Here is a 14,991-nt window from a genome sequence, read left to right as displayed (position 1 = left end):
GCTCACCACGAACGGGATATTCGGATGACCATCTGAAGGTCTATCGCACTTGCGTAGCCCGGATAAGGCTGAAGGCCGCATCCGGGGCGCCATGTGGCCTGCAATTCGGAAGGCAGCATCCGGGACGTCCGCGGGTCTGTCGGACCCCGGGTGCACTCTGCTTACCCGGGCTACGCTTGCTCCCGGGTTTCGCTGCGCTCTACCCGGGCTACGTAGGCCCGATCCCGTTCGTGGTGAGCCTGTCGAACCACGCGCTTTGCGTGGAGTGGGCAGATCAGGTCGTAGCCAGGGTAAGGCCGAAGGCCGCGTCCGGGGGGAGCCGCGTGGCCTGCCATTCGGAAGGCCGCATCCGGGACGTCCGCGGGTCTATCGGACCCCGGGTGCGCTGGCTTGCCTGCGCTACGCTGGCTGTGAGGTCAGATGCCGCACCAGGTAAGCGTCAATGGCGGACGTTTGTGCCGGAAGATCGCTTGCATGCCACGTCCGGCAATCATCCGCCTCGAGGTTGGGCACGAATGGTCGCCAACGTGTAAGCGTGCCGCGGAAGACCCGACCATGTCGCACGGTGCCATCCGGCAGGCCGATCAGAATGTCGGCCACGCTGTCCAGATCGGCTGAGCCCTGCCCCGATTCCTCTCGCAACTCGCGGCAGGCACAGGCGTCGGCCGTCTCTCCCGCGTCAACAAAGCCGCCCGGCAACTCCCATGCCGCGCGTCTCGGGTTGTGCACGAGCATTACGTTGTCGTCGAGGGTGGCGATCACCAGGGCAAAGGCGGGTAGCACGGCAGGATCGCTGGCGATGATGGACAGCAGGCGTTCCCCGCGCTCGTTGACGATGTCTTCGCTCAACACTCGATCACGTTCACCGCCAACCCGCCGCGGCTGGTTTCCTTGTACTTGTCCTGCATGTCGCGACCGGTGTCGCGCATGGTCTTGATGACCTTGTCGAGCGAGACCTTGTGCTTGCCGTCGCCGCGCATGGCCATGCGGCTGGCGTTGATCGCCTTCACCGCGCCCATCGCGTTGCGTTCGATGCAGGGGATCTGCACCAGGCCGCCGATCGGGTCGCAGGTCAGGCCCAGGTTGTGCTCCATGCCGATCTCGGCGGCATTCTCGATCTGGCTGGGGCTGCCGCCCAGTGCCGCGACCAGGCCGCCGGCGGCCATCGAACAGGCCACGCCCACTTCGCCCTGGCAGCCCACCTCGGCGCCGCTGATGCTGGCGTTTTCCTTGTAGAGGATGCCGATGGCCGCCGCGGTCAGCAGGAAATCGAACACGCGCTGCTCGCTGTTGCCCGGGCAGAAACGGTCGTAGTAGTGCAGCACCGCCGGGATGATGCCGGCCGCACCGTTGGTGGGCGCGGTGACCACGCGTCCGCCGGCGGCGTTCTCCTCGTTCACCGCCAGCGCGTACAGGTTGACCCAGTCCAGCACCGTCAGCGGATCGCGCATGGCGGCTTCCGGCTTGCTGGACAGCTCGCGATGCAGCGCGGGCGCGCGACGCGAGACATGCAGGCCACCGGGCAGCGTGCCTTCCTCGCGGATGCCGCGCGCCATGCACGACTGCATGGCGTTCCAGATGGCGCGCAGGCCGTCGCGGATCTCGTCCTCGCTGCGCCAGGCCTTTTCGTTCTCGAACATCAGGCCGGCGATGCTCAGGCCGCTGCGCTGGCACTGCGCCAGCAACTCGTCGCCGCTCTTGAACGGATACGGCAACGGCGTTTCGTCGGCGACGATGCGATCGACCGCCGCGTCGTCCTGGTTGACCACGAAACCGCCGCCGACCGAGTAGTAGTCGCGCGTGGCGATCACCTCGTCGTTGGCGTCGAACGCGGTGAAGCGCATGCCGTTGGTGTGGTACGGCAGCTTCTGCCGCTTGTTCATCAGCAGGTCCCGCTTCTCGTCGAAGGCGACCTCGTGGGTGCCGCCCAGCAGGATGCGCTTGCCGGTGCGGATGCGTTCCAGCGCGGGCGGGATGAGGTCCGGGTCGATCTCGTTGGGGTAATGGCCCTCCAGCCCCATCAGCACGGCCTTGTCGGTGCCGTGGCCGCGACCGGTCAGCGCCAGCGAGCCGAACACTTCGGCGCGGATGCGCACCACGTCCCGCAGGCGGTCGGCATCGACCAGCCAGCGCGCGACGAAGCGCGCCGCCGCCCGCATCGGGCCCACGGTGTGCGAGGAACTGGGACCGATGCCGATCTTGAACAGGTCGAACGTACTGACTGCCATGCTGCGAACCGCCGCGGAAAGGCCGCTATTCTAAGCACGTAGACGTCCGACGCCCTTCATGCCTCATCCGCCATGCTCCTGATCCTCTATCAACGCGACGACTGCCACCTGTGCGACCTCGCGCTGGACGTGCTTGCCGAAGCGCGCATTCCCGAGTTCGAGAGCGTTTTCATCGATGGCGACGAGGCGCTGGAAGCGCATTACGGCATCCGCGTGCCGGTGCTGCATCGCAGCGACACCGGTGCGGAACTGGACTGGCCGTTCGATGCGGCCCGCGTCACGGCCTGGCGGTCATGACCCTGGGCGGCGTGTCCTGCTGGATGGCGGTGCTCGGCATGGCATCGGCCAGCGCTGCGGCAGGCGATGTCGACCTGGCGAAGGCCGGTGCCGGCGCCGCATTCGCCTGGGAGGGACGCACGCTGGCGCAGGTGCTGCCCGTGGATGGCATCGATCGCATCGTGCTGCTGAAGGCGACGACCAGCGCGCCTGCCAGCCTCGACCTGCATAACCTTCGCCGCATGCTGCGCGATGCCGCCGATGCGCCGCTGCACGAGGCGGACGACGGCGCGCGGACGTTCCTGCAATTGGGCGGCCACGACACGATCTGGGAGGCCGTGCTGCTGACGCGGACCGGCGAGGTGTTCGGGCTGGTCGTGCGTGCCGAGGGCGAAGCCGCGCACGTACCCGGCCGCCATCGCGGCTGCCTCACCGACGCGGCGGGCCGGCGAGGGTGCTTCGGGATTCCGCCGGCCTCCGCCGAGTGACGGGGCCGCTCCTCAGGGCGCGGGCTTCAACACGACCCGGGTACTGATCGCGACTTCGTTCGGGATCGTCGACGTATCGGCCCAGTCGCCGCCGCCCACGCCGAAGTCCAGGCGCTTCACGGTCGCCTTGCCGGCGAGCACGGGCTGCGCACCGGGCGTCCAGGTGAAGGTCAGCGTGACCGGCTTGCTGACGCCGCGCAGCGACAGCGTGCCGTCGGCGGCATACTGGTTGCCGCCCAGCGACCGGAACTTGGTCGCGGTGTAACGCGCCTGCGCGAACTTGCCCACGTTGAAGAAGTCGCCCGACAGCAGGGTGTCGTCGCGGTCCTTGTTGCCGGTCTGCGTGCCGGCCAGCTGGATGGCGACATCCAGCTTGCCGGTGGCCAGCTGCGCGGGATCGAAGCTCAGCGTGGTGGTGAAGCCGCCGAACTTGCCGGTGAAGGTTTCGCCCTGGTAGTTGCTGGCGAACACGAGCGTGGAGCCCGGCGCCTGCACGTAATCGGCGGCGGCGGCCTGGCCGGCGGCGGCCATCAGCAGGGAAGCGAGCGCCAGGCGCATGCGGTCAGCGGTTCTCATCGAGCGAATCCTGTGGGGTGGAGGAGAGCGGTACGGGCGACGGCGCGACCGGTGCGGCGACGGGCGCGCGCCGACCCGGCAGCATGCGGCGCAGGGTGGCGTCGCCTTGGAACAGGTGGTGGTACAACGCGGCGCCGGCATGCGCCAGCACCAGGACCACCAGCACCCAGAACAGCAGCTCGTGCGCGCCTTCGGCGGCGTCGTGCACGCCTTCGTTGCGGCCGGTGATGGCGGGCAGGTTGAACAGCTTGAACCACTGCAGCGGGTAGCCGGCGGACGAGTTCAGCACCCAGCCCGACAGCGGGATCGCGAACAGCAGTGCGTACAGCAGGAAGTGGGTCACCGAGGCGATGCGCTGCTGCCAGGTGGGCGTGCCGGGCACGGGCGCGGGTGCACCGGCATACAGGCGCCACATCACGCGCAACACCACGAGGGCCAGGATGGTCAGGCCGATCGACTTGTGCAGGGCGTAGATGTCGATCTTGCGCGGCCCGTTCGGCAGGTCGCCCATGGTCAGGCCCAGGTAGGCCATCACCAGGATCAGCACCACGATGAGCCAGTGGAACAACTGGCTGACGGCGCCCCAGCGGTCGTCGGTGTTCTTCAGGGTCATGGTGTCGGCTCCGGGAGCGGGGAAGGCGGGGGGGTGCCGGCGTCGTCCTCGGCCTTGCCGTCGTAGGTCGCCTCGGCTTCGATGCGCAGTTCGACCTCGTCGCCGATCACCGACTTCCACGCGGTGATGCCGAAATCGGCGCGGCTGAGCCGGGTGGTCGCGGAAAAGCCCACCGTGCGCCGGAACGGCGGCATCGGGTGGCGCTTGGCGGCATTGAGCGTGACGTCGAGGATGACCTCGCGCGTCACCCCGCGCAGGCTGAGGTCGCCGTGCACCTTCGCATGCGTGGCGTCGACCGGCTCCACCCGCGTGGAGACGAAGCGCGCTTCCGGATGGCCTTCCGCGTCGAGCAGCGACTTCGCCAGCGTGGCCTTGTTCCAGTCGGCATCGCCCAGGTCGATGCGGGCGATCGGCACCCGCACGTCCACGCGCGCACGGCTCCAGTCGTCCGGATCGAACACGACGGTGCCGGTGCTGCCGGACACGGTGCCGATCGCATTGGAGAAACCCGCATGCGAGATGGCGAACATCACGCGCGTGTGGACGGGGTCCAGCGCGTACTCGGCGAGGGTGTCGCGTGCGGCGGCAACGGCGGGCAGCAGCGCCAGCAGGCAGAGCGAGCGCAACAGCGCGCGACGGGCGGTGGATCCGGGCATGGGGACGGATTCTAGGGGCCGGCCCATGAAGATACCCCGCTTGCGCCTGCAACGGTCCGTTGCGACGATGCCCGGCAGGGGCGACCACGGAAGAGGGACGGGCAGGAATGGCGATGCGTGCGTGGGGGTTGCTGTTGTGCTGCCTGCTGTTGTGCGCGCCCGCGCCCGCCGCCGTGCCGGAGATTCCGCGCTTCCGCCTGCTCGGGGCCGGCGACGGCCTGCCGTCCACCACCATTCCCGCCCTGGCGCGCGACCGCGCGGGGCATCTGTGGATCGCCACCTGGGATGGCCTGGCGCGCTACGACGGCGTCAGCTTCCGGGTCTGGCGCCACGACCCCGCCGATCCCGCCTCGCTGGCCGGCAACGTGGTGCAGGCGCTGCACATCGATGCGCGCGATCGCATCTGGGTGGCCACCGAGAACGGCGGTCTCGGCATGATGGATGTCGACCGTCGCGGGTTCCGCCACTACCGCCAGGCGCAGCATCCGCAGATGGGCAGCGACGACGTGTTCGCCATCACCAGCCGCGGCGACGACGTGTGGTTCGGCACCTTCGGCGGTGGCCTGCACCGGCTGGCGGCCGACGGCCGCATCACCCGCTTCGCGGCCGCGGCGGACGGCGAGGACGGCCTGCCGTCGGACAGCGTGCTGTCGCTGGCCTTCGATGCGCGGGGCGTACTGTGGATCGGCACGATGGGCGGTCTGGCCCGCTACGAAAACGGCCGGCTGCGCCGGCTGGCGCTGCCGAGCGGCGAGGGCCCGATCATCTACTCGGTGACGGCGGACGGCGATGCGATGTGGGTCGGCGCGTCCGATGGCGTGCATCGCTGGTCACCGCAGGGCGGCTGGAGGTCGCCGCCGTGGTCGCCGATGTTCGCGCGGCCCAACGCGCTGATCGCGATGACCAGCGATGGCCAGGGCGAGTACTGGCTGGCCAGCCAGGGTGGCCTGTGGCGCACCGAAGGCGACCGCGCACCGGCGCCGGTGAACTACGACGCGCAGAACGTCGGCATCGGTCGCGTGCTGCAGACCGTGCTGGCGCTGCCGGACGGCGGCCTGTGGGTACCGGTGCCGACGCGCGGCCTGGCCTACCTGCGCTCGGACTGGCGGCGGATCGCGGCGTTCTCGTCGGCACAGGGACTGGGCGGCGGCCTGTATCGCGGCCTGTCGCAGGCCGGCACCGACGGCATCTGGATCGGCAGCAGCACCGGCAAGGTGGAACGGCTGGATACGCGCGGCGGAGAGGTCACGCCGCTGCCGCATCACGCCGCATTGCTCGGCGAACTGCGGATCACCTCGCTGCGCCAGGATCGCCACGGCCTGCTGTGGATCGGTCATCGCAACGGCCTGATCCGGATCGATCCGCGCACCGGCGCCCTGCGGCAGTGGGGGCAGGCGGGCGAGGACGCGGTGCCGGACGGCACCTCGATCGACTGGCTGGTCGAGGCGCCGGACGACACGCTGTGGCTGGTCTCGCAGATGGGCAGCGTGCAGCAGCGCGACCTCGCCACCGGCCGCGTGCTGCGCAGCCTGGTCAAGCAGGAGGACGGCAGCGGCCTGCCCGATATCGAAGGCATCGCGGTGTCGCCGGACGGGCGCGTGTGGCTGGGGGGAGCGGCCGGCATGATGGCCTGGGAGGCCGGCGCGGAGCGCTTCGTGGCGATTGAGGCGATGGGCGGCGAGCGCGTGTACGCCTTCGCCTTCGAGCATGCCGACCGCCTGTGGCTGCACCGCATGTCCGGCGTGGAAGCGTGGCGCCGGCAGGCCGGGCGCTGGACGCGCGAACGGCGCATCGGCGCCGCGGAGGGATTGCCGGCGGTCGAATCGACCGGCCTGGCGGTGGATCCGCAACGGCGCGTCTGGCTGGGCACGCGCCGTGGCCTTTTCCGCATCGACCCCAACCTGCAGGGGTCGCGCGCGCTGCTGCGCAACTTCGGCGTGCGCGAAGGCCTGCTGAGCCAGGAACTCAACGACCGCGGCCTGCTGATGACGGTGGACGGCCTGCTGGCGACGACGGCGGCGGACGGTTCGGTGGCGCTGCTCGACACGCAACTGCCGGACCCGCGGCCGCTGACCCCGAACCTGGTGCTGGACAGCCTGCAGGTGAGCCGGGGCGACGACATCAGGCCGCTGCGGATCGACCAGCCGCTGGTGCTGCAACCCGACGACCACGAGCTGCTGGTCGGCACCCGCCTGCTGAGTTACGAGAATCCGCTGGGCAACCGCTACCGGTCGCTGCTGGAAGGCTTCGACAGCAACTGGCTCGACCACGGCGCGACGGGCGAACGCGTGTTCTCCACGCTCACGCCGGGCCGCTACACGCTGCGCGTGCAGGCCTACGACGCGGCCGGCAACGCCTCGCGCGAACTCGTCCTGCCCGTGCGGGTGCTGCCGCCGTGGTGGCGCAGTCCGTGGGGCATGGCGCTGTTCGCCCTGCTGGGCGTGATGCTGCTGCTGATGGCCGGTGCCGCCTATCGACGGCGGGTCAGCCGTCGCACGGCCTGGCAGTTGGCCGAACACAAGCGTGCGCTGGCCGAACAGGCCTCGCTGGCCAAGACCCGCTTCCTGGCCACGCTGGGCCACGAGATCCGCACGCCGATGACCGGGGTGCTGGGCATGACCGAACTGCTGCAGGCCACGCCGCTGGACGCGCAGCAGAAGGGCTACGCCGATGCCATCCAGCGCGCCGGCACGCACCTGCTGCGCCTGGTCAACGATGCGCTGGACCTGGCGAAGATCGAGGCGGGCAAGCTGGAACTGCAGCAGGTCGACTTCGATCTGCACGCGCTGCTGGCCGACGTGGCCGCGCTGATGGGGCCGGTGGCCGGCAAGCGCGGACTCGCCTTCCAGGACGGCATCGCCGACGGCGTGCCGCGGCTGGTGCGCGGCGATCCGCTGCGGCTGCGGCAGATCCTGCTCAACCTGCTGGGCAACGCGATCAAGTTCACCGAAGCCGGCCACGTCTCGCTGCATGCGGTGCCGCTGTCGCCGCAGGGCGTTCGCCTGACCGTCGGCGACACCGGCCCCGGCATCAATGCCGAGCAGCAGACGCGGCTGTTCCGCCGCTTCGAGCAGGCGGAAGGCGCGCAGACCACGGCGCGCTACGGCGGCAGCGGGCTGGGCCTGGCGATCTGCCAGGAGCTGGCGGTGGCGATGGGCGGGCAGATCGGCGTGGACAGCGCGCCGGGCCGGGGTACGCGGTTCTCCGTCGACCTGCCGGCGTTGCAGCCGCTCGCGCAGGGCGCAGCGCGTGCGGCATCAGCCATGGAAACGGCACGTACGCCGGCCGCGATCGGGCCGCTGGACATCCTGCTGGTCGAGGACGACGCGACCGTCGCCGAGGTGGTGGCCGGGCTGCTGCGCGCGCGCGGACATCGCGTGACGCACGCGCCGCACGGCCTGGCCGCGCTGGCGGACGTGGTCACGACCGACTTCGACCTGGCGTTCCTTGACCTGGACCTGCCGGGCCTGGACGGCATGGCGCTGGCACGGCAGTTGCGCCTGCAGGGCGTGACCACGCCGCTGGTCGCCCTGACCGCGCGCACCGATGCCGAAGCCGAACCGCTGGCGCGGCAGGCGGGATTCGACGATTTCGTCCGCAAACCGGTGACCGGCGACATGCTGGCGGATGTCATGGCCAGAGTGATCGGGGATGCGGCAGCACCGCACGACAACAGAGGGGAGCACGGATGATCCAGGCAAGACACCGGAAGGCATGCGGTGCCCTGAGGGTGGCCGCCTGCGTGCTCGCGGCACTGGTCGCTTCTTCGCATGCGGCGGCGACCGGGACGCAGGCCGGGCGTCCGTTCCTTGGCGGCTTCCTGCAGGAGAGCCGGATCCTGTATCCGCTGAGGATCGGTGCGTGGACCGCCCGCGACGAGCACCTCTACGAGCAGGCCGAAGCGGGCGCGTCGGTGCGCTACCAGCATGGCGACCGGCGCGACCAGTGGATCGACGTCTATTTCTATCCGGCCGGCATCGTGCCGGATGAGCGCGTGCGCGCGATGGCGCAGGGAACGGTGGACGGCATCCGCGCATTGCCGGGGAACGACGGGCTGCCGGCGGGCGAACTGGAGACGTCGCAGGTTGCGCTTGCCGGCGACGAGGATCGCCGGCCCGTCTCGCTGTACTCGGCCGGTTTCATGCTCGCCCGCGACGGCACGCGCTATTCGTCGGCGATGACGTTGCTGGCGAAAGACCTGTACTACATCAAGGGTCGCTACAGTGGCGAGGCGGCGACCCACACGCCGGAGACCCTGCGCGCCGCGTTGAAGGAGTTCACGTCGCAGCTGGTGCGTGACACCCGGCTCTACAGCACCGGCGAGTGCTGGATGCCGCCGCCGATCTTGCAGGTCGCGGCGCCGGACCCGAAGGCGGCAGGGGCGCTGGTGGACATCGGCAGCGAGGGCGCGGCACGGGCGGTGGGCTTCGCCGATCGCGTCGAGGCGGTGGATGCCGGTTCGTCCGAGGCGGTGATCGCGCAGTTCCTGGCGTACAGCACGAGCGGGCGCCGGATCGCCGGCTGCAACCCGCCCGAGGACATGACCCCGACCGTGCCCGACGGGATGCGCGAACTGCGCCTGGAATACCGGATGCCGCCCGAGCGCAGCGACGGCACCACGCCGCGCCTGGGCACTCCGCGCTCCGGCGTGGGCTGATGCGCTCAGCGCAGCCGGCGGACTTCCATCACGCCCAGGATCGGGTCGTAGTAGAACCAGTCGCTCGCCTGGCCGGCGAGCCAGTCGATGCGCGCGCGGGCCGGCATCGGCACGCGGCAGAGCACGCCCAGGCCGTAGTCGTCGCCGGTTGCGGCGGGCGACGGCGGCGCATCCGCCAGCAGGTCGGCCAGCGATGCCGGCTTCTCGCCCCAGGTCAGGCAGTCCGCAGCCGTGCTGCTGTCGGCGGGCCAGTCCATGCGGGCCCAGAACGCCTCGCGCCCGCGCGCCGCCAACGGATGCGCGTCCACCCTGTCGTCGTCCGAGGTGCGCGTGATGCGCCAATGCGCGCCTTGCGGCTGCACGATCCAGACCACCTCGTCGGGGTTGTCGGTGGCGCCGTGGCCGTACTGCCCGGTAAACGGATCGGGTTCGCCGGCCCGCGCGAGGGCGGACACGGCGAATGCCAGGGCCGGCAGGGCAAACCACCAGGGCGGGAGGCGCATCGGATCAGTCCGCCCAGGATTCGACATACAGGGTGCGGGTGGCATCGTCGGGATCGACATGGATCCAGATGCCGCCAGCATCGGACCTGGGCAGGTACAGGCCGTCGTCGGCCTCCAGCATGGCGCAGGCGGTGGCCGGCGCTTCGTCGGCGAGCGTCCGGGCCAGGCAGCTGGCTTCGACGAAACGCCGGATCTCCGGCCCTGCGGCCGCGAACGGCGCAGCCAGCACGTACTGGTGGTCGCCCCAGCGCTGCGAATCCATCAGCCGCACTTCCGCGACGGGGTGGCCGGCGAGCTGCACGCGGCCGGGATGCAGCAGGGCGCGCGCGCTCACCGCGGTAAGCGCCTCCTGCGCGTCGTCGGCCAGCGTGTCTTCACAGTCCAGTTCGATCCGCGCCACCCGCGTGCGCCATGCCGGCGCCAGTTCGTCCACGCGGCGTGCGCGGATGCGCTCGCAGGTGGGCGAGGCCTGCAGTCCCTGCACCGCATGCTCCTCCGGCACCACCATCACCAGCGCGGGAAAGTCGCCGCCGGCAACGTGCAGCGGGGGCGGTGGATCGGCCTCGCCCGCGTGGACGCGCGCACCGGCCACCAGCAGCAGGCCGGCGGCGGCGAAAGCGAGCAGGTGGCGGCATTCCATTGCGTCACTCCGGTGGGTGGAACGGGGACGTCAGCGCGCGCTGTAGGCGTGGACTTCGTCCACCAGCACGGCGACGTGGTCGGGGTTCATGTCCGGCGACATGCCGTGGCCGAGATTGAACACGTGGCCGTCGCGCGAGCCGCCGTTGCCGTCGCGGTAACTGTCGAGCGCACGGCGCACCTCGCGGCGGATCGACTCGGGCGAACCGTACAGGGTGGCCGGGTCCAGGTTGCCCTGCAGCGCCACCTTGCCCTGCGTGCGGCGCGCGGCCTCGCCCAGTTCGACCAGCCAGTCCACGCCGACGCCGTCGGCGCCGCTGGCGGCGAGGTCTTCCAGGTACGCCGCCGTGCCCTTGCCGAACAGGATCAGCGGCACATGTTCATCCCGCTCGCCCTGAGCCTGTCGAACGGCGCCGCGATCCAGTTCGCGCGCGATGCGCTGCAGGTACGGCAGCGAGAATTCGCGGTACATCGCCGGGCTCAGCACACCGCCCCAGGTGTCGAACACCTGCAGCGCCTGCGCGCCGGCCGCGCGCTGCGCGGCGAGATAGGCGATCACCGCGTCCGTGTTGATGGACAGCAGGCGGTGCAGCGTGTCCGGATCGTTGAGCGCCATCGCCTTGATGCGGGCGAAGTCCTTGCTGCCGCCGCCTTCGACCATGTAGCAGGCCAGCGTCCACGGGCTGCCGGAGAAGCCGATCAGCGGCACCTTGCCGTCCAGCTCGCGGCGGATCACCCGCACCGCATCCATCACGTAGCGCAGCTCGGTTTCCATGTCCGGCACGCCCAGCTTCGCCGCGTCGGCGGCGCTGCGCACGGTGCGCTCGAACTTCGGGCCTTCGCCTTCCACGAAGTACAGGCCCAGCCCCATCGCATCGGGCACGGTCAGGATGTCGGAGAACAGGATCGCCGCATCCAGGTCGAAGCGGCGCAGCGGCTGCAGGGTCACTTCGCAGGCCACCTCCGGATTCTTCGCCATGCCGAGGAAGCTGCCGGCCTGCTTGCGCGTGGCCCGGTACTCCGGCAGGTAGCGGCCGGCCTGGCGCATCAGCCACACGGGCGTGCGGTCCACGGGTTCGCGGCGCAGGGCGCGCAGGAAGCGGTCGTTCTTCAGGGGCGTCATCGGAGTTCCGGGGGGAAGGGTTACCTGGGCGCGTCGGCGCCGCGGGCGAACATCAGCTGGAAGCCGCGCTTGAGGTGGCTGTCGCGCGCCTTCTCGAACGCGGCGTTCGCCTCGTCCTGCAGCAGGTACTGTTCGCGCTTCAGCGACGCGCGCCCGCCGATCTGGCCGGTTTCGCGCAACAGCTCCCAGCCGCCGAACAGGTCGGGCTGCAGGGTCAGCTGGACGTAGCGGGGGGCTTCGCCCGCGTCGGGGCGTTGCTGGAGGAAGACGCGCATGGTCGCATTTTAGCCGGACAGCACGGCCAGCACGCGCGCCTCGTCCACGTCCGGCACCACCTCGGCCTGGCCCAGGCCCCGCCACAGCACCAGGCGCAGGCGGCCGGCCAGGTTCTTCTTGTCCAGGCGCATGCGGGCCAGCAGGGCCTCCGGCGCGAGGCCGGCGGGAATGCGGACCGGCAGGCCATAGGCGGCCAGCAGCCGTTCCAGGCGGTCGGCGTCGGCGGCGGACGCCATGCCCAACTGGGCGGACAGTCGTGCGGCCAGCACCATCCCCACCGCCACCGCTTCGCCATGGTTGAGGTTGTCGTTGCCCACGCCGCCGTAGCCCTGTTCGGTCTCGATGGCATGGCCGAAGGTGTGGCCGAAGTTCAGCAGGGCGCGCTCGCCCTTCTCCAACGGGTCACGCGCGACGATCTCGGCCTTGTGTTCGCAGCTGGCGGCGATGGCCAGCGCCAGCGCGTCGGTATCCATCGCCAGCAGCGCCCCGCGTTCCTGTTCAAGCCACTGGAAGAAGCGTGCATCGCGGATGGCACCGTATTTGATCACTTCGGCCAGACCGGCGCGCAGTTCGCGCGGCGGCAGCGTCGCCAGCGCATCGGTGTCGGCGAACACCGCCCGCGGCGGATGGAAGGCGCCGACCAGGTTCTTGCCCTGCGGAATGTCCACCGCCGTCTTGCCACCCACCGACGAATCCACCATCGACAGCAGCGTCGTCGGCACCTGCACGCAGTCCACGCCGCGCATCCAGCAGGCCGCCGCGAATCCGGCCAGGTCGCCGACCACGCCGCCGCCGAGCGCCACCACGCACGCGTCGCGCGTCGCGCCCAGCGTCGCCAGCGCCTCGATGGCATGGCCGAAGTGGGCCAGCGTCTTCGACTCCTCGCCGGCCGGCAGGATGAAGGTGCCGATGGCCAGGTCCGGCCGCGCGCCGTGCAGGGCCTCGCGCACGGTGCCGGCGTACAGCCGCGCCACGATCGAGTCGCTGACCAGCAGCACGTGGCGACCGCGCACGTGCTGCGCCAGCGCGGCGCCGTCGGCCAGCAGGCCGGGGCCGATGGCGATGGTGTAGGGCGTGTCGCCGCCGACATCGACGGTGCGGAGCTGGTTCATGCGTTCTCTTCGATGGGCTGCCAGCGGTGCGCCAGCAGCTGGGTCAGGCGGGCGGTCGCCTCGGGCGGCGTCAGGCCGTCGGTGTCCAGCGTCAGGTCGGCCACCTCGCGGTACAGCGGTTCGCGCGTCGCCGCCATGTCATGCAGCACCTGCTCGCGGTCCGGGCGCTGCAGCAGGGGGCGGTTGGTGCAGCGGCCCAGGCGCTTCAGCTGCGCTTCCACGCTGACCTGCAGGTAGACCACGTAGCCGCGTTGCTTCATCCGCGTGCGGTTGTCGGCATCCAGCACGGCGCCGCCGCCGGTCGAGATCAACTGGCCATGCCCGGCCAGCAGTTCGTGCAGGGTGGCCTTCTCGCGCTCGCGGAAACCGGCCTCGCCCACGTGCTCGAACAGCGTGGCGATGCTGGCGCCGGTGCGGTCCACGATGGCCTGGTCCGCATCCACGAACACCAGCCCGAAGCGCTCGGCCACGCGCTTGCCGATGGAGGTCTTGCCGGCCCCGGTGGGGCCGACCAGGATCAGGTTGGGGGCCGGATTCATGATGGGACAGATGCTAGCACCGCCCGCGCGCGTGGCGTGGACTTAACACCTGCAGGACTACGGTGGCGGTCCGGCGCCGTGCCGGAGCAACCGAAGAGGCAGCACCATGTCCGTCGCCAAGATCATCGAGGTCAATGCGTCGTCGAAGACCAGCATGGAAGACGCCGTGAAGGTCGGCCTGAAGAAGACCTCCGAGACCGTGAAGAACATCAAGGGCGCCTGGGTCAACGAGATCAAGGTGGTCACCGACGATGGCGGTAACGTCACCGAGTGGCGGGTGAACCTGCGGATCAGTTTCGTGGTGGAGTGAGGCGCGAAAGCCCTGTAGGAGCGACGTCAGTCGCGACCGCGGATCGGCTGTGCACGGGAATCGCCTGGGCCTGGATGGCATGGCGCCATTTCATGCATCGTGGCAGCGGGGTGCATGCGGTCGCGACTGACGTCGCTCCTACAACGAGCGAAGCGGCTGCCGCGCCTCATCGAGAGGAATCGTCCTGTCCGCCATCCCCGGAAGCGTCGCCAGCAGGTGACGGCTGGTGCGCTCGTAGTGCTGGATGAAGCGGTCCAACTGCGCGCGGTCCATGCCGGTCCGCTGTGGATCGCGCGCAACGAGGGCCTGTTCCTGCTGCCAGCGCCAGGTCCGCACGATCCCGAAGCCGGGCGGCTGCAGGAACCAGAGTGCGTCGATGCGTGACCAGAGCGCCGGGTAGTCGTGGCGCAAGGCGTCGTTGGAGTGGCGTCGCCAGCGCCCGTCCGCGTCTTCGTCGCGTTCCAGCGCGTTGAGCGGCGTGGCCAGCGCCGTCTCGTCCTGCGGCGTGGCCCCCACGCACCAGCCCTCGAACACCACCAGGTCCACGCGTCCCGTCACCTGCTGCCATCGGTGCGCGCGATCATCGGCCAGCTTGTCGAAGCGGGGCAGGGCGACGTCGTGACCCGCCTTCAGCGCGTCCAGCACGCGGCAGCCGAGCGCCACCTCGTGCGTGCCCGGCGGCCCCCGGGTGGCGAGCAGCGGATGGACCTCGACCGCGAGCCGCTGGCGCTGCGCGCGCGTCAGGTACAGGTCGTCGAGCGACAACACGGCCACCTGCAGGTGCTCGGCCTTCGCCCGTGCGGCGATCTGCGCGGCCAGCGTCGATTTGCCGCTTCCCTGCAGGCCGCTGATCGCGAACACCGGCGTGGGCGCGGCAACCGCCCGCGCCGCTGCCAGGGCCTCCGCGACCAGCCATACGGGAAATCCACCGGGATGCGTTGACTGCGCCATCGCGCGACAATAGCGCATGCCCGGTGCGCGGGCGCCGACGGCCC

General features: G+C 70.5%; 17 protein-coding genes. 5 read left to right on the top strand and 12 right to left on the bottom strand.

What is annotated here, in order from left to right; translation table 11 throughout:
• Positions 1 to 399: 399 nt before the first annotated feature.
• Positions 400 to 849: an NUDIX domain-containing protein gene (locus VGN58_RS13135; protein ID WP_327483644.1), complete on the bottom strand. Its 450-nt coding sequence runs from the start codon at positions 847 to 849 to the stop codon at positions 400 to 402.
• Positions 846 to 2,228: an L-serine ammonia-lyase gene (locus VGN58_RS13130; protein WP_327483643.1), complete on the bottom strand. Its 1,383-nt coding sequence runs from the start codon at positions 2,226 to 2,228 to the stop codon at positions 846 to 848. Before VGN58_RS13130 ends, VGN58_RS13135 begins: the two co-directional genes overlap by 4 nt.
• 72 nt (positions 2,229 to 2,300) lie before the next feature.
• On the opposite strand from VGN58_RS13130, the gene VGN58_RS13125 reads away from it, so the two are divergent.
• Both VGN58_RS13125 and VGN58_RS13120 read left to right on the top strand, forming a co-directional pair.
• On the top strand, positions 2,301 to 2,525 hold the full coding sequence (locus VGN58_RS13125) for a glutaredoxin family protein (protein ID WP_327483642.1): 225 nt from the start codon (positions 2,301 to 2,303) through the stop codon (positions 2,523 to 2,525).
• Positions 2,522 to 2,992, top strand: coding sequence for a hypothetical protein (locus VGN58_RS13120; protein WP_327483641.1), 471 nt, complete (start codon positions 2,522 to 2,524; stop codon positions 2,990 to 2,992). Before VGN58_RS13125 ends, VGN58_RS13120 begins: the two co-directional genes overlap by 4 nt.
• A gap of 12 nt (positions 2,993 to 3,004) precedes the next feature.
• Here the strand turns inward: VGN58_RS13120 and VGN58_RS13115 are convergent, their stop codons facing one another.
• The 3 genes from VGN58_RS13115 to VGN58_RS13105 are packed head-to-tail and all read right to left on the bottom strand — an operon-like array spanning position 3,005 to position 4,837.
• Positions 3,005 to 3,568: a YceI family protein gene (locus VGN58_RS13115; RefSeq protein ID WP_414710790.1), complete on the bottom strand. Its 564-nt coding sequence runs from the start codon at positions 3,566 to 3,568 to the stop codon at positions 3,005 to 3,007.
• Positions 3,555 to 4,181 carry a cytochrome b gene (locus VGN58_RS13110; protein ID WP_327483640.1) on the bottom strand — a complete coding sequence of 209 codons (627 nt, stop codon included), beginning with the start codon at positions 4,179 to 4,181 and terminating at the stop codon, positions 3,555 to 3,557. Before VGN58_RS13110 ends, VGN58_RS13115 begins: the two co-directional genes overlap by 14 nt.
• On the bottom strand, positions 4,178 to 4,837 hold the full coding sequence (locus tag VGN58_RS13105) for a YceI family protein (RefSeq protein ID WP_414710789.1): 660 nt from the start codon (positions 4,835 to 4,837) through the stop codon (positions 4,178 to 4,180). Before VGN58_RS13105 ends, VGN58_RS13110 begins: the two co-directional genes overlap by 4 nt.
• 113 nt (positions 4,838 to 4,950) lie before the next feature.
• Between VGN58_RS13105 and VGN58_RS13100 the strand changes: the two genes are divergently transcribed.
• Both VGN58_RS13100 and VGN58_RS13095 read left to right on the top strand, forming a co-directional pair.
• Positions 4,951 to 8,529, top strand: a complete 3,579-nt coding sequence (locus tag VGN58_RS13100; RefSeq protein WP_327483639.1) for an ATP-binding protein — start codon at positions 4,951 to 4,953, stop codon at positions 8,527 to 8,529.
• Entirely contained in the window at positions 8,526 to 9,494 is a 969-nt protein-coding gene (locus VGN58_RS13095; RefSeq protein WP_327483638.1) for a hypothetical protein, read from the top strand. Before VGN58_RS13100 ends, VGN58_RS13095 begins: the two co-directional genes overlap by 4 nt.
• 5 nt (positions 9,495 to 9,499) lie before the next feature.
• Here VGN58_RS13095 and VGN58_RS13090 read toward each other — a convergent pair whose 3' ends face one another.
• From VGN58_RS13090 to VGN58_RS13065, 6 genes are read right to left on the bottom strand one after another with little or no spacing between them, the layout of a single operon-like run.
• The gene (locus VGN58_RS13090) at positions 9,500 to 9,997 is read right to left on the bottom strand and encodes a hypothetical protein (RefSeq protein ID WP_327483637.1); all 498 of its coding nucleotides are present in this window, start codon (positions 9,995 to 9,997) and stop codon (positions 9,500 to 9,502) included.
• A 4-nt stretch (positions 9,998 to 10,001) separates the two neighbouring features.
• Positions 10,002 to 10,637 (bottom strand): hypothetical protein, encoded by a 636-nt coding sequence (locus VGN58_RS13085; RefSeq protein WP_327483636.1) that lies wholly within the window; start codon positions 10,635 to 10,637, stop codon positions 10,002 to 10,004.
• A 30-nt stretch (positions 10,638 to 10,667) separates the two neighbouring features.
• Entirely contained in the window at positions 10,668 to 11,759 is a 1,092-nt protein-coding gene (gene hemE / locus VGN58_RS13080; RefSeq protein ID WP_327483635.1) for a uroporphyrinogen decarboxylase, read from the bottom strand.
• 20 nt (positions 11,760 to 11,779) lie between these two features.
• A complete protein-coding gene (locus VGN58_RS13075) occupies positions 11,780 to 12,034 on the bottom strand; it encodes a WGR domain-containing protein (protein ID WP_327483634.1) in 255 nt (84 codons plus the stop codon).
• A 9-nt stretch (positions 12,035 to 12,043) separates the two neighbouring features.
• Positions 12,044 to 13,147 (bottom strand): 3-dehydroquinate synthase, encoded by a 1,104-nt coding sequence (aroB, locus tag VGN58_RS13070; protein ID WP_327483633.1) that lies wholly within the window; start codon positions 13,145 to 13,147, stop codon positions 12,044 to 12,046.
• Positions 13,144 to 13,686, bottom strand: coding sequence for a shikimate kinase (locus VGN58_RS13065; protein WP_327483632.1), 543 nt, complete (start codon positions 13,684 to 13,686; stop codon positions 13,144 to 13,146). The genes aroB and VGN58_RS13065 overlap by 4 nt, the downstream gene beginning before the upstream one ends.
• Positions 13,687 to 13,792: 106 nt before the next feature.
• Between VGN58_RS13065 and VGN58_RS13060 the strand changes: the two genes are divergently transcribed.
• On the top strand, positions 13,793 to 13,996 hold the full coding sequence (locus tag VGN58_RS13060; protein WP_267791749.1) for a dodecin family protein: 204 nt from the start codon (positions 13,793 to 13,795) through the stop codon (positions 13,994 to 13,996).
• Between the two features lie 138 nt (positions 13,997 to 14,134).
• Here the strand turns inward: VGN58_RS13060 and VGN58_RS13055 are convergent, their stop codons facing one another.
• Positions 14,135 to 14,947 carry a kinase gene (locus tag VGN58_RS13055; RefSeq protein WP_414710820.1) on the bottom strand — a complete coding sequence of 271 codons (813 nt, stop codon included), beginning with the start codon at positions 14,945 to 14,947 and terminating at the stop codon, positions 14,135 to 14,137.
• Between the last annotated feature and the right edge of the window lie 44 nt (positions 14,948 to 14,991).

The sequence above is a fragment of the Pseudoxanthomonas sp. genome, assembly GCF_035999195.1.
In the GTDB taxonomy this organism is placed as follows: Bacteria; Pseudomonadota; Gammaproteobacteria; order Xanthomonadales; family Xanthomonadaceae; genus Pseudoxanthomonas_A.
Note: the sequence above shows the minus strand (reverse complement) of the source record. Positions and strands in the feature narration are given on the sequence as shown.

Bases quoted from the DNA above. Each gene is read 5' to 3' on its own strand.
- VGN58_RS13130 (WP_327483643.1), bottom strand. From the start codon at position 2,228: ATGGCAGTCAGTACGTTCGACCTGTTCAAGATCGGCATCGGTCCCAGT.
- VGN58_RS13125 (WP_327483642.1), top strand. From the start codon at position 2,301: ATGCTCCTGATCCTCTATCAACGCGACGACTGCCACCTGTGCGACCTC.
- VGN58_RS13120 (WP_327483641.1), top strand. From the start codon at position 2,522: ATGACCCTGGGCGGCGTGTCCTGCTGGATGGCGGTGCTCGGCATGGCA.
- VGN58_RS13115 (WP_414710790.1), bottom strand. From the start codon at position 3,568: ATGAGAACCGCTGACCGCATGCGCCTGGCGCTCGCTTCCCTGCTGATG.
- VGN58_RS13110 (WP_327483640.1), bottom strand. From the start codon at position 4,181: ATGACCCTGAAGAACACCGACGACCGCTGGGGCGCCGTCAGCCAGTTG.
- VGN58_RS13105 (WP_414710789.1), bottom strand. From the start codon at position 4,837: ATGCCCGGATCCACCGCCCGTCGCGCGCTGTTGCGCTCGCTCTGCCTG.
- VGN58_RS13100 (WP_327483639.1), top strand. From the start codon at position 4,951: ATGCGTGCGTGGGGGTTGCTGTTGTGCTGCCTGCTGTTGTGCGCGCCC.
- VGN58_RS13095 (WP_327483638.1), top strand. From the start codon at position 8,526: ATGATCCAGGCAAGACACCGGAAGGCATGCGGTGCCCTGAGGGTGGCC.
- VGN58_RS13090 (WP_327483637.1), bottom strand. From the start codon at position 9,997: ATGCGCCTCCCGCCCTGGTGGTTTGCCCTGCCGGCCCTGGCATTCGCC.
- VGN58_RS13085 (WP_327483636.1), bottom strand. From the start codon at position 10,637: ATGGAATGCCGCCACCTGCTCGCTTTCGCCGCCGCCGGCCTGCTGCTG.
- hemE (WP_327483635.1), bottom strand. From the start codon at position 11,759: ATGACGCCCCTGAAGAACGACCGCTTCCTGCGCGCCCTGCGCCGCGAA.
- VGN58_RS13075 (WP_327483634.1), bottom strand. From the start codon at position 12,034: ATGCGCGTCTTCCTCCAGCAACGCCCCGACGCGGGCGAAGCCCCCCGC.
- aroB (WP_327483633.1), bottom strand. From the start codon at position 13,147: ATGAACCAGCTCCGCACCGTCGATGTCGGCGGCGACACGCCCTACACC.
- VGN58_RS13065 (WP_327483632.1), bottom strand. From the start codon at position 13,686: ATGAATCCGGCCCCCAACCTGATCCTGGTCGGCCCCACCGGGGCCGGC.
- VGN58_RS13060 (WP_267791749.1), top strand. From the start codon at position 13,793: ATGTCCGTCGCCAAGATCATCGAGGTCAATGCGTCGTCGAAGACCAGC.
- VGN58_RS13055 (WP_414710820.1), bottom strand. From the start codon at position 14,947: ATGGCGCAGTCAACGCATCCCGGTGGATTTCCCGTATGGCTGGTCGCG.